The following is a 12,802-nucleotide window of genomic DNA, read 5'->3' as shown; positions in this document are numbered from 1 at the left end:
AATCGCCCTGAGGTTTAGAGTCATGATGAATGTTAATGCAGCGTATGCCGAAAAATGCGTGACGCCTGACGAGGCGGTTACTTTAATTACCTCCGGCAGTCACCTCTCTATGGGAATGTTTGCAGCAGAGCCTCCAGCTTTGCTGAATGCGCTGGCAAAGCGAGCGAAAAGGGGAGAAATCAACGATCTGCGGGTTTACTGTTATGAAACAGCCAGCATTGCCGGGAACACTATTTTCCGTTATGAGCTAAGTGACTATATTCATCTCTACAGTATGTTTATTACCGGTATTGAACGGGCTTTAATACGTCAGGGGATTGAGAGTTCCGGGCGAAAAATAGTTAACTATGTACCTTCAAATTTTCATCAGGCGACGCGATTACTGGCTGATGATATTGGTATTGATACCTTTATTCACACCGTGTCCCCTATGGATAAGTATGGCTATTTTAATTTTGGAACTGGAAACGATTATTCCACCCGGATTGCGAGGACAGCTAAAAAGCTTATTGTCGAAGTTAACAAATATATGCCGCGCGTTCATGGAGAAGGTGCTGCAATCCATATTTCAGAAATTGACGCCATTGTTGAAAACCATGTCCCTTTAATTGAACTACCAATACGTACTGCCGTAGCCGAAGATATTGCTATCAGTCAGATTATCGCCTCTCTTGTGCCAGATGGCGCTTGTCTCCAGATGGGGGTCGGCGCATTACCGGAGCTCATCTGTAATGCGCTCAAGGAACATAATGATCTGGGGGTCCATACAGAGGCGCTGAATCCGGGGTTGGTAAGTTTGATTCAACAAGGCGTCGTTACCAACCAGCGTAAAAATATCGACCGGGGAATGTCTGTATTTACTTTTGCTATGGGACAAAAGGATATGTATGACTATCTCAACGACAACCCCTCTTTTTTTAGTCGGCCTGTCGATTATGTTAACGATCCGGGGATCATTGCGCAAAATGAGAATGTTGTCTCCATTAACGCTACCTTACAAATCGATCTCACTGGTGCCTGTAACTCTGAATATTTGCTTGGACACCAGTACAGTGCTTCAGGAGGGCAATTGGATTTTGTCAGAGGCGCATATGCATCTAAAGGAGGTCGTTCCATTATTACGACCCGCTCAACGGCCGCGAATGATACGATTTCTCGTATTGTTCCCCGCCTTGAGGGGCCTGTAACAACCCCACGAACGGATACGCACTGGATAGTCACTGAATTTGGCTCCGTAAACCTGAAGGGGCTCTCTTCAACCGAGCGTGCGCTCAGGATCATTGAATTGGCGCATCCCAATTTTCGGCAGCAACTTAGAGTAGATGCAAGAAAAATGCATCTGATTTAAAAGTAGGTTAATGCTATTTTTTAATGTAGCATCCCCAAAATATAAACATCATGAGTCTATTCAAATGATAATTGACAGAATTGATCACCTTGTATTAACGGTATCTGATATATCAACCACAATAAGATTCTACGAAGAGGTACTTGGTTTTTCTGCGGTAACATTTAAACAAAACAGAAAAGCGTTAATATTTGGAGCGCAAAAAATTAACCTCCATCAGCAAGAAATGGAGTTTGAACCAAAAGCGAGTAAACCAACGCCGGGATCTGCCGATTTATGTTTTATTACATCGACACCGATAAATGATGTTGTGTCTGAGATCTTACAGGCAGGCATTCCCATTGTTGAAGGCCCGGTTGAGAGAACTGGAGCCACAGGCGAGATAATGTCTATCTACATCAGGGACCCTGATGGAAACTTAATTGAAATTTCGCAGTATGTTTAATGTTAAAACTTACTATTACTGCCTTTATTATGATCACGCATCCGTTTATATTAGTCTAATGGAGATCATATGGCAATAATTTCTGGAAAGAGTCTATGTTCAAACTTATTGACTTGAAGACATCGAGGAATTCATAAGGAAGCATAAAAAAGGAAAGGTGGTGCCCGGACTCGGAATCGAACCAAGGACACGGGGATTTTCAATCCCCTGCTCTACCGACTGAGCTATCCGGGCAACGAGGCGCATTAAACCGTAATCGCCTCGCTTCGTCAACGAAATTTCTTCAAATCAACGTAGACTGCACAATCTATCACCACTTTGTTGTTATTGCACGCAGAATCAGGCAAAAAACATCGCCCATGCGGCGGAGATCGGCATCGCCAGCAACAGCGCCGGGAGCATGTTCACTACCGGAAACATTTTGATTCCACATACACGCAAGCCGGTCGCCACCAGCAGCAGTCCGCCCACGGCGCTAAAGTCGCCCATCATTGCCGGCGTAGTCAGTGGAAGAATGAGGGTGGCGCAGGCGGCAAGCGTTAACTGGATAATCAACATCGGCGCGCAAATCGCCGAAACGGCGATGCCAAGCGAACAGGCGAAAATAATGGCAGTGAAAAAATCCAGAAAAGATTTAGCGATCAAAATGTTTGGATCGCCGGTCATCCCTTCATGCATCGCGCCGAAAATACCGGTGCCGCTGGCGCAAAAAAGTACAATGATAGCGACGTAACTTTGAATAAATGAGTCGTGTGTCGGCTTCTTACCCGATGCCATAAATAATTGTTGGATTTTCGCGACTGCGCCATTAATGCCTTTTTCCAGCAAACAAAACTCGCCGATAAGCGCGCCGACCAGTGTCGCCAGCACCATCACCGGAAGATTAGCGCACTTCATCACCAGCAGAATGCCAATACCCAGAGAGCACAGACCAAAAATAGACGTCATTGAGACGCGAATCCGTTCTGGCAGACGCTGACTTAACAGCGCGCCAATAACGCCGCCGAATAAAATTGCGCCAGCGTTAATAAAAGGTCCAATTACCACAATGACTCCTGTTATTTGTCTTTCAAATTGCCTTATTATCACGCGATTAAGCTGTTAATAGCTTGATTATCTGTGACGTATAGAGCGCTGATTTTACCTTGCGCCGTCTGGTGAAAGGTGCCATGATTGCGCGAAATTTCTCCTGCCAGCATGGGGCTCGCCGGGATGAACATAGCGCCTTTATATTGTTTTCACTGTCGCCTGACTGCGCGAGGTTTGCCCCTTTCTTTCCTTTTTTTTGTCGTCCCCGCTATGCGGTGAGGGCAGCGCACGCTCACTGCAGGACAACAGTAAAATCAGAAACAGTCTGTTTTTACTGATGTCTGGCGGTCGGAGCTGGTATCCAGTTTGACCCGGCATCTCGTTGGGCAAGGCATCGGGCCTTGTCCGGGGTTACTCTACTCCCGAAACGGGTATTTGCGCTTATGAAATCAATGAATATTGCCGCCAGCGGTGAACTCATCCCCCGTCTCTCCACCCACCGAAACGTAGTGGCGCTGGACAGTACCGACTTTACCGATGTGGCCGCAGTCGTCATTACCACTGCCGACAGCCGTAGCGGTATTCTGGCGTTGCTTAAACGCACCGGTTTTCACCTGCCGGTGTTTATGCTTGCGGATGAACCCGTTAGCGCGCCTGTCGGCGTTACGGCGGTAATAGGCGGGAACGCGCAGGAATGGCTGGAGCTGGAAAACGCTGCCTGTCGCTACGAAGCGGAACTTCTGCCGCCCTTTTATGGCACCCTGACCCAGTATGTCGACATGGGGAATAGTACCTTTGCTTGCCCGGGGCACCAGCATGGCGAATTTTTTAGAAAACATCCCGCAGGCCGCCATTTTTATGACTTTTTTGGTGAAAACCTGTTTCGTGCGGATATGTGTAACGCCGATGTGAAACTTGGCGATCTGCTAATACATGAAGGTTCTGCCAAACACGCGCAGAAATTTGCGGCAAAAGTGTTTAATGCGGATAAAACCTACTTTGTGCTGAATGGGACTTCGGCGGCGAATAAAGTGGTCACCAACGCCCTGCTGACGCGCGGCGATCTGGTGCTGTTTGATCGTAATAATCACAAATCCAACCACCACGGCGCCCTGATTCAGGCCGGGGCGACGCCGGTCTATCTTGAAGCGGCGCGCAACCCGTTTGGTTTTATCGGTGGTATTGATGCGCACTGTTTTGATGAAACGTACCTGCGCGACCAGATTCGTGACGTGATGCCGGAAAGCGCCGATGCATCGCGTCCATTCCGCCTGGCGATCATTCAGCTGGGTACCTATGACGGCACTATTTACAATGCCCGTCAGGTGGTGGATAAAATCGGGCATCTCTGCGATTACATTCTGTTTGACTCCGCGTGGGTAGGCTATGAGCAGTTTATCAATATGATGGCGGATACCTCGCCGTTGCGGCTGGAGCTTAATGAAAACGACCCTGGGATCTTTGTGACCCAATCGGTACATAAGCAACAGGCGGGGTTCTCACAAACCTCGCAGATCCACAAAAAAGATAACCATATTCGCGGCCAGGCGCGTTTTTGCCCGCACAAACGCCTGAACAACGCCTTCATGTTGCACGCCTCGACCAGTCCGTTCTACCCGCTGTTTGCGGCGCTGGATATCAATGCCAAAATCCACGAAGGGGAGAGCGGTCGCCGCCTGTGGGCGGAGTGCGTTGCGCTGGGCATTGATGCGCGTAAAGCCATTCTCGCCCGTTGCAAACTGCTTCAGCCCTTTATCCCACTGGTTGTTGACGGCAAGCCGTGGCAGGCATATCCGACGGAGACCATTGCCAGCAATCGTCGTTTCTTCAGTTTTGAGCCCGGGGCGAAATGGCATGGCTTTGAGGGTTATGCGGATGACCAGTATTTTGTCGACCCCTGTAAACTGTTACTGACCACGCCAGGTATTGATGCCGATAGTGGGCAGTACACCGAATTCGGCATCCCGGCGACCATTCTCGCCCACTATCTGCGTGAGAACGGTATTGTGCCTGAGAAGTGCGATCTCAACTCGATTCTGTTCTTGCTGACACCCGCTGAGAGCGAAGAGAAACTGGCGCGGCTGGTCGCGATGCTGGCGCAATTTGAACGGCACATTGAAGACGATACGCCGCTTGCGGATGTATTGCCGACGGTTTTTCAGAAATACCCGGTGCGCTACCGCGATTACACCCTGCGTGAGCTATGTCAGGAGATGCACAACCTGTACGTTAGCTTTGACGTTAAGGATCTGCAAAAAGCGATGTTCCGCAAAGAAAGCCTGCCGCATGTGGCGATGAACCCACAGGACGCCAACAGCGCCTTTATTCGCGGCGATGTAGAGCTGGTGCGTATCAGCGAGGCGGACGGGCGTATTGCTGCCGAGGGGGCATTGCCATACCCGCCGGGCGTACTGTGCGTGGTGCCGGGGGAGATTTGGGGCGGCGCGGCGCAGCGTTATTTTTTGGCGCTGGAAGAGGGCATCAATCTGTTGCCCGGTTTTTCGCCTGAATTGCAGGGGGTATATAGCGAGACTGATGCCGATGGAATTCAACGCTTGTACGGATATGTTTTAAAGTAACGTTGCCTGCAGGCCGGATAAGGCATTTACGCCTTATCCGACCTGCGAAACAGGGCAAGAATTAATGTGCAACGGGTTGCGAACTTGCCGGAACGCGAACGTGTTTGTATTTGAACAAGGCTACGAACGCAAAGGCCAGCACCAGCGAGTAGCCTGCGAAGATGAGCCACACGGTCTGCCAGTCGGTAATGCCGTTTTGAGTGTAATACTCCACCACTTTACCGCTCACAATGCCGCCCAGGATACAGCCGAAGCCGTTGGTCATCATCAGGAACATCCCCTGCGCGCTGGCGCGGATTTCCGGGCGTACTTCTTTTTCGACAAACACCGAGCCAGAAATGTTGAAGAAATCGAAGGCGCAGCCGTACACAATCATCGACAGTACCAGCAGAACGGTACCGAACGGCGTCGGGTCGCCATAAGCGAACAGGCCGAAACGCAGCATCCACGCCACAATACTGATAAGCATAACGTTCTTAATACCATAACGGCTCAGGAAGAACGGAATGGTCAGGATGAATAACGTTTCAGAAATCTGCGAAATCGACATCATCACCGAGGCGTGCTGCACGATAAAGCTACTGGCGAATAGCGGATCTTTATCAAAGCTATGCAGGAAGGTGTTGCCAAACATGTTGGTGATCTGCAGTTCCGCGCCCAGCATCATGGAGAAGATGAAGAAAATCGCCATCCGCTTATTTTTAAACAGCGCAAAAGCGTCAAGGCCCAGCATTGATGTCCAGCTCTGGTTTTTCTGTTGGTTCGCCACCGGAATGTGCGGCAGGGTAAAGGTAAACAGTACCAGCAAAACGGAAAGCGTCGCGCCGATATAAAGCTGCATATGGCTCAGCTCGAAACCGGAGAAACTCACGCCCCACATCGCCAGAATAAAGCCAATGGTGCCCCAGATACGGATAGGCGGGAAGTCAGTCACAATATCCATGCCGGCAGACTGCAGGCGGTAATACGATATTGTATTGATCAAGCCCAACGTCGGCATATAGGCCAGCGAGTTAAGCAGGATCACAAAGAACATCGCCCCAGGCGTAGTGACTTCCGCGGCCATGAATAGCGTGATGGCGCCGACGACATGACACAGGGCATAGACCCATTTCGCGCTCAGCCATTTGTCAGCCACAATGCCTAGCAAGGTCGGCATAAAGACAGCGGCAATCCCCAGTGAACTATAAACTGCGCCAATAGATGCGCCGTCAAATTTTAAGGTGACGAACATATACGAGCCCAGGGTAGTGAGCCAGCTTCCCCACAGACAGAACTGCAGAAAAGAGAGTATTTTAAGCTGCAGCTTAAGATTCATGTTAATTTCCTCACACCTGAGAGCGGATGAATGTTTTAAAAGGCACATTTGCCGTTGTGATTTGGTGTGATTCTATCAATGAGAGGCGGGCTTTTTTTGTTACCTGTGACAAATATTTGCAAACAATTTCTGATTGCAAAGCAAAAGAGTGACGGAGTTAACACTTTTACCTTTCCCGCCTCTGTCATTTGCTGGCCAGAGGCGGGATGCGATGGTTTATCGGCGGCGATACGATCGCTGGGCGGAATTCACCTTGTACAGATAGCGGCGCGACTCCGCAGATGGATGTCGGGTGGTTAATATCTGGTACACATCCCCCGGCGACATGCGGTTAATCATATTCGCGGCCTGAATCTTATCGTTCGAGAATACGCGTAATACGCTGCCTGCGCCGCCATTGTAGGCGGTAATGACCGCATAGCGCCGCGACGTCGGATTCTCAATACCGCTCAGATAGACATTATTCAACATTGCCAGATACGCTGTGCCGGTATCGATATTGCTGGCGGGGTCGAACAGGAAGTTACGGCTTGGCGTGCCGGACTTACCCTGAGAACGGAAAACATCTTTCCCGGCGCTGTGTTGCACCACCTGCATCAGGCCCAGCGCATCCGCGTGGCTGACCGCATACGGGTTAAACGAGGACTCCGTTTGCATAATCGCCAGAATCAGCGACTCGTCAACGCCGTATTTACGGGAGGCCTGGCGTACCATGCCAATGTATTTATGCGCGCGTTTATCAAGGTGGTTCGGCACCAGATTAATGGTGACGCTGTAAATAATACGCAGGCCGTTACTGCGGCTTTTGAGCCGCGTTTTCAGCAAGTAATCCGCGAATGTCGTGGCGCGGCCTTCCCAGCGAATAGGCTGGCCAGTATTGTCGAGGACCTGACCATACAGGAAGGGTTCTTTAGAAATTTTTATGTCATCGACATCGGAGTAAAGATCGACGGAGGTTGGGTCGTCGCCCATGAGCAACGTTTTAATAATGGCCCGGCGCAGATGTGCGGTAGGTTCCGTCCCGGCGATGGTTTCAACGGTAATGGTCCCATCATCAAAGTTGATGTGGCTACGGGTCTGGAACTGATCGGTATATTTGACGTAGTCTTTCGGCCCGGCGATCAGGACTTCCTTATATCCCCACAGATTTTCAATATTGTTGGCAAATTGCCCCATCAAAATATCAAAGCCGTTGGTATCCTTGACCCAGGCTTCATTATACGTCTCGCCTTTTTTGGTCGAACTGGAGCAGGAGATGAGCAACGGCGCAATAACAGCAAGCGCGAGTAATTTTTTCATCATTCCGGGAGTGCATGTTGTGTTGTCGTTATGCCATGTTGCCGGGCAGCGGCGCTAAGAGCTTATCCGGCATAACTCACAGGCCGAATAAGCGCAGCCTCATTCAGCAACGGGCCTATTTTTTATCTTCCGGCGTATAACCTTCGATATGAACGTCTTTGCCTTCGAACAGGAAGCTCACCATCTCCTGTTCCAGCAGCTTACGGTGCTCGGCGTTCATCATGTTGAGCTTTTTCTCGTTAATCAACATGGTCTGCTTATGCTGCCACTGCGCCCACGCGTCCTTAGAGATCTCGTTATAGATACGTTTTCCCAGTTCGCCAGGGTAGAGCTGAAAATCTTGCCCTTCAGCGTCGCGTTGCAGGTAAGTACAAAAAATCGTTCTGCTCATAAGTCATCCTCTTCATCGACCGGGGCGTTAAACTGGCGCTCCGGTACGTAACTGCTGTAACAAGCGCTCCACGGGGGCCGCCAGTCCGACTGACGGCGGTTGCGCTAAGTTATACCAGAGCGCGCTGCCTTCATCCATGCAGGCGTCCAGTGACGACACGGGAAGCCACATAGGCACAATATCCAGGTGGAAATGGCTAAATGTGTGGCGAAACGCGTTAAGCTGGGTCAAATTATCAGCGTTAACATGCCGTTGCGCCAGCCATTCACGTAATTCATCTTCGCTGGCGAACTGCGGGAAGCAGTAGAGTCCGCCCCATAAACCGCTGGGAGGGCGCTGCGCCAGGAAAATCTCCTGATTATGCTGTAACAATAAAAAGTAACCCGTCCGCTCCGGTAACGTCTGTTTCGGTTTCTTGCCCGGATAGCGTGACCAGCTTTCATGCGCAGCGGCGATACAACCGTTTTGCAGCGGACACAGGGTGCACTTTGGCTTTGAACGCGTACAAACCATCGCGCCCAGATCCATCATCGCCTGATTAAAACGCTCCACGCCGCGTGCGGGCGTCACTTGCTCGCTCAACGTCCACAGCGTATTCTCCACCTCTTTTTTTCCAGGCCAGCCGCTAACAGCATAACAGCGAGCCAGCACACGTTTAACGTTTCCATCAAGAATCGGATAATGTTTACCTAACGCGAGGGAGAGAATCGCGCCGGCGGTTGAACGCCCGACGCCGGGTAGCGCGGCGATTTCGGCAAAAGTTTGCGGGAATTCTCCACCGTGAAGCGTCGCCACCTGTTGCGCCGCTTTATGCAAATTACGCGCGCGGGCGTAATAGCCGAGCCCGGTCCATAAATGGAGCACTTCATCCAGCGGCGCATTCGCTAAATCCGTCACCGTGGGAAAGCGCGCCATAAATCGCTCAAAGTAAGGAATCACCGTCGTCACCTGCGTTTGTTGCAACATGACTTCCGAGAGCCATACTTTGTAAGGCGTCTTGTTAATTTGCCAGGGCAGCGTTTTCCGCCCGTATTTGTCGTACCAGTCCAGAACCTGGGCTGAAAATTGAGACGCTTGCATGGAAACTCATTCATTATTGCCGGGGGCAAGATTGCAGCACAGAGGCCGCAGGGTGTAAACCGGAACTTTCCGCAGTGCGCTTCATGCTTGCATCCGGCAACTAACTTTGGATAATGCCCGTTTTCAGAACTCAAACACAGCAGACTACACTTTTATGAAAAACGACGTCATTTCACCGGAATTTGATGAAAACGGTCGCCCGCTGCGCCGTATTCGTAGTTTTGTTCGTCGCCAGGGGCGACTGACAAAGGGGCAAGAACACGCGCTGGAAAACTACTGGCCGGTGATGGGCGTCGAGTTCAGCGAAGCGCCGGTAGATTTCGCCACGTTGTTTGGTCGCGAAGCGCCGGTGACGCTGGAGATTGGTTTTGGCATGGGGGCGTCTCTCGTGGCGATGGCGAAAGCGCGCCCGGAGCAGAATTTCCTCGGCATTGAAGTGCATTCGCCCGGCGTCGGCGCATGTCTGGCGTCCGCTCATGAAGAGGGCGTTGAAAACCTGCGCGTCATGTGCCACGACGCGGTAGAAGTGTTGCATAAAATGATTCCTGACAATTCTTTATCGATGGTTCAGCTCTTTTTCCCTGACCCGTGGCATAAAGCGCGTCATAATAAACGCCGTATCGTTCAGGTGCCGTTTGCTGAACTGGTATTGAGCAAGCTGAAATTGGGCGGCGTTTTCCATATGGCGACCGACTGGGAAGCGTATGCGGAACACATGCTTGAAGTCATGTCTTCTATCGACGGGTACAAAAATCTGTCAGAGAGCAATGATTATGTACCGCGCCCGGAATCGCGCCCGGTAACGAAATTTGAACAACGTGGCCATCGTCTTGGTCATGGCGTATGGGACTTAATGTTCGAGAGGGTGAAATAATGGCAAAGAACCGTAGTCGTCGTCTGCGTAAAAAAATGCACATTGACGAATTCCAGGAATTAGGATTTTCGGTGGCATGGCGTTTTCCGGAAGGTACATCTGAAGAGCAGATCGATAAGACTGTCGATGACTTTATTAATGACGTTATTGAGCCTAATAAACTGGCGTTTGACGGCAGCGGCTACCTGGCCTGGGAAGGGCTGATTTGTATGCAGGAAATCGGTAAATGTACCGAAGAACATCAGGCGATTGTGCGTAAGTGGCTGGAAGCGCGCAACCTTGAAGAAGTCCGAACCAGCGAACTTTTCGACGTTTGGTGGGACTAATGAGTACAGGGTCGGCAAATGCCGGCCCGCTTTGTCTTGAGGGAAAGTTATGATGCGCAAAACGCTGCTGGCGGCAGTGCTAACGTTGACGGCGATGGCCGCTCATGCAGATTACAAATGCAGTGTCACGCCGCGTGACGATGTGATCCTGAGTCCACAAACGGTGCAGGTGAAAGGTGAAAACGGCAACCTGGTGATCACGCCGGACGGCAATGTGATGTACAACGGTAAGCAGTACACCCTTAGCGCCGCGCAGCGCGAGCAGGCGAAAGATTACCAGGCGGAACTACGAAGCGCGCTGCCGTGGATTGATGAGGGTGCCCGATCGCGCGTCGAAAAAGGCCGCGTGGCGCTGGATAAAATCATCGCTAAAGAGGTGGGCGAAAGCAGCAACATGCGTAGCCGTCTGACGAAGCTTGATGCGCAATTAAAAGCGCAAATGAACCGCATTATCGAACATCGTACGGACGGCCTGACGTTCCACTATAAGGCTATTGACCAGGTGCGTGCCGACGGTCAGCAGTTGGTGAATCAGGCGATGGGCGGTATTTTGCAGGACAGCATTAACGAAATGGGCGCCAAAGCGGTGCTTAAAGGCGGCGGCAATCCTTTACAGGGCGTGATGGGCAGTCTCGGTGGTTTGCAAACCGCTATCCAGAATGAATGGAAAAACCAGGAGAAAGGTTTCCAGCAGTTTGGCAAAGATGTCTGTAGCCGCGTAGTAACCTTAGAAGATAGCCGCAAAACGCTGGTTGGCAGCCTGAAGTAATCTTTCCTTTTTAAACAATGGCGTAGATCGTATCTGCGCCTTTTTATTCTGTTTTTTCCTGCATTTTGTTATCCATCTCTAAAAAATACTCTCTGTTGGATATATATCGCTGGTTAATCGTATGACATCACATTATTCGTCTGCAATATAGGGATAATGCGACCAGTTGACATAACTGGAGATATAACATGGAGTTTTTCAGGAAAACGGCATTAGCTGCTCTGGTAATGGGTTTCAGCGGCGCAGCGTTCGCTTTACCGAATATCACCATCTTAGCGACCGGCGGAACGATCGCTGGTGGCGGTGATTCAGCAACAAAATCAAATTATACGGCAGGTAAAGTTGGCGTCGAAAATCTGGTGGATGCCGTTCCTCAATTGAAGGACATTGCGGTAGTGAAAGGCGAGCAGGTCGTTAACATTGGCTCGCAGGATATGAACGATGAAGTCTGGCTCACGCTGGCGAAAAAAATCAATACCGAGTGCGACAGCACCGACGGTTTCGTGATCACCCACGGTACTGATACGATGGAAGAAACCGCTTATTTCCTCGATCTGACCGTGAAATGCAATAAACCGGTGGTACTGGTCGGCGCGATGCGTCCTTCCACGTCAATGAGCGCAGATGGCCCGTTCAACCTCTATAATGCGGTAGTAACAGCGGCTGATAAACAGTCTGCCAATCGCGGCGTGCTGGTGGTAATGAATGATACCGTGATGGACGGACGCGACGTCACTAAGACCAATACGACTGACGTGGCGACGTTTAAAGCGGTTAACTACGGCCCGCTGGGTTATATCCACAACGGTAAAATTGACTACCAGCGTACGCCAGAGCGTAAACATACCACCTCCACCCCGTTCGACGTGTCGAAGCTGACCGCATTGCCGAAAGTCGGTATCGTTTATAACTATGCGAATGCGTCCGATCTGCCGGCAAAAGCGCTGGTAGACGCGGGTTATGACGGGATCGTGAGCGCAGGCGTGGGTAACGGCAACCTGTATAAAACGGTCTTTGATACCCTGGCGACCGCCGCGCACAACGGTACGGTAGTGGTGCGTTCTTCACGTGTGCCGACTGGCGCAACCACGCAGGATGCGGAAGTTGACGATGCAAAATACGGCTTTGTCGCCTCCGGCACGCTGAACCCGCAAAAAGCGCGTGTCTTACTGCAACTGGCGTTAACCCAGACTAAAGATCCAAAACAGATCCAGACGATGTTCAATCAGTATTAAAGATAATGCCCCGGTCGGAAGGCCGGGGCTATCTTTGGAAGACCTCTCGCACAATCAACACTATTATCTTGCTAATTATCATCCTGGTTATGATAATCGTGGGCGTCAT

12 protein-coding genes and 1 tRNA gene are annotated in these 12,802 nt (G+C 50.7%); 7 read left to right on the top strand and 6 right to left on the bottom strand.

Going from position 1 to position 12,802, the window contains the following annotated elements; genetic code table 11:
• The first annotated feature begins 22 nt into the window (after window positions 1-22).
• Window positions 23-1,348 (top strand): itaconate CoA-transferase RipA/Ict, encoded by a 1,326-nt coding sequence (ripA, locus tag J4645_RS11930; protein WP_023214417.1) that lies wholly within the window; start codon window positions 23-25, stop codon window positions 1,346-1,348.
• 64 nt (window positions 1,349-1,412) lie between these two features.
• A complete protein-coding gene (locus J4645_RS11925) occupies window positions 1,413-1,793 on the top strand; it encodes a VOC family protein (RefSeq protein ID WP_023376743.1) in 381 nt (126 codons plus the stop codon).
• A gap of 158 nt (window positions 1,794-1,951) precedes the next feature.
• Here J4645_RS11925 and J4645_RS11920 read toward each other — a convergent pair.
• Together J4645_RS11920 and J4645_RS11915 are read right to left on the bottom strand one after the other, a co-directional pair.
• Window positions 1,952-2,027: transfer RNA gene (locus J4645_RS11920), tRNA-Phe, on the bottom strand.
• Between the two features lie 105 nt (window positions 2,028-2,132).
• The gene (locus J4645_RS11915; RefSeq protein ID WP_000234466.1) at window positions 2,133-2,840 is read right to left on the bottom strand and encodes a DUF554 domain-containing protein; all 708 of its coding nucleotides are present in this window, start codon (window positions 2,838-2,840) and stop codon (window positions 2,133-2,135) included.
• Window positions 2,841-3,265: 425 nt separating this feature from the next.
• Here J4645_RS11915 and J4645_RS11910 point away from each other — a divergent pair, with 425 nt between their 5' ends.
• Complete coding sequence (locus J4645_RS11910; RefSeq protein WP_023207650.1) at window positions 3,266-5,401, top strand: ornithine decarboxylase; 2,136 nt, start codon at window positions 3,266-3,268, stop codon at window positions 5,399-5,401.
• 61 nt (window positions 5,402-5,462) lie between these two features.
• Here the strand turns inward: J4645_RS11910 and J4645_RS11905 are convergent, their stop codons facing one another.
• The 4 genes from J4645_RS11905 to mutY form a co-directional block, all read right to left on the bottom strand.
• On the bottom strand, window positions 5,463-6,719 hold the full coding sequence (locus J4645_RS11905; RefSeq protein ID WP_001049804.1) for a nucleoside permease: 1,257 nt from the start codon (window positions 6,717-6,719) through the stop codon (window positions 5,463-5,465).
• Between the two features lie 216 nt (window positions 6,720-6,935).
• The gene (gene mltC / locus J4645_RS11900) at window positions 6,936-8,021 is read right to left on the bottom strand and encodes a membrane-bound lytic murein transglycosylase MltC (RefSeq protein WP_000976289.1); all 1,086 of its coding nucleotides are present in this window, start codon (window positions 8,019-8,021) and stop codon (window positions 6,936-6,938) included.
• A 112-nt stretch (window positions 8,022-8,133) separates the two neighbouring features.
• Window positions 8,134-8,409: an oxidative damage protection protein gene (locus tag J4645_RS11895; protein ID WP_000091706.1), complete on the bottom strand. Its 276-nt coding sequence runs from the start codon at window positions 8,407-8,409 to the stop codon at window positions 8,134-8,136.
• A gap of 27 nt (window positions 8,410-8,436) precedes the next feature.
• Window positions 8,437-9,489, bottom strand: coding sequence for an A/G-specific adenine glycosylase (gene mutY, locus J4645_RS11890; RefSeq protein ID WP_001148959.1), 1,053 nt, complete (start codon window positions 9,487-9,489; stop codon window positions 8,437-8,439).
• Window positions 9,490-9,643: 154 nt separating this feature from the next.
• On the opposite strand from mutY, the gene trmB reads away from it, so the two are divergent.
• The 4 genes from trmB to ansB all read left to right on the top strand — a co-directional run bounded on the left by trmB (window position 9,644) and on the right by ansB (window position 12,693).
• Entirely contained in the window at window positions 9,644-10,363 is a 720-nt protein-coding gene (gene trmB, locus J4645_RS11885; protein WP_000786890.1) for a tRNA (guanosine(46)-N7)-methyltransferase TrmB, read from the top strand.
• Entirely contained in the window at window positions 10,363-10,689 is a 327-nt protein-coding gene (locus tag J4645_RS11880; RefSeq protein WP_001107559.1) for a YggL family protein, read from the top strand. Before trmB ends, J4645_RS11880 begins: the two co-directional genes overlap by 1 nt.
• A gap of 49 nt (window positions 10,690-10,738) precedes the next feature.
• Complete coding sequence (locus tag J4645_RS11875; protein ID WP_208208978.1) at window positions 10,739-11,458, top strand: DUF2884 domain-containing protein; 720 nt, start codon at window positions 10,739-10,741, stop codon at window positions 11,456-11,458.
• 188 nt (window positions 11,459-11,646) lie between these two features.
• The gene (gene ansB, locus J4645_RS11870) at window positions 11,647-12,693 is read left to right on the top strand and encodes an L-asparaginase 2 (RefSeq protein ID WP_000394189.1); all 1,047 of its coding nucleotides are present in this window, start codon (window positions 11,647-11,649) and stop codon (window positions 12,691-12,693) included.
• Window positions 12,694-12,802: the final 109 nt, after the last annotated feature.

This window comes from Salmonella sp. 32082101201600294FB01SM01 (assembly GCF_017572865.1).
Lineage (GTDB): Bacteria > Pseudomonadota > Gammaproteobacteria > Enterobacterales > Enterobacteriaceae > Salmonella > Salmonella enterica.
Note: the sequence above shows the minus strand (reverse complement) of the source record. Positions and strands in the feature narration are given on the sequence as shown.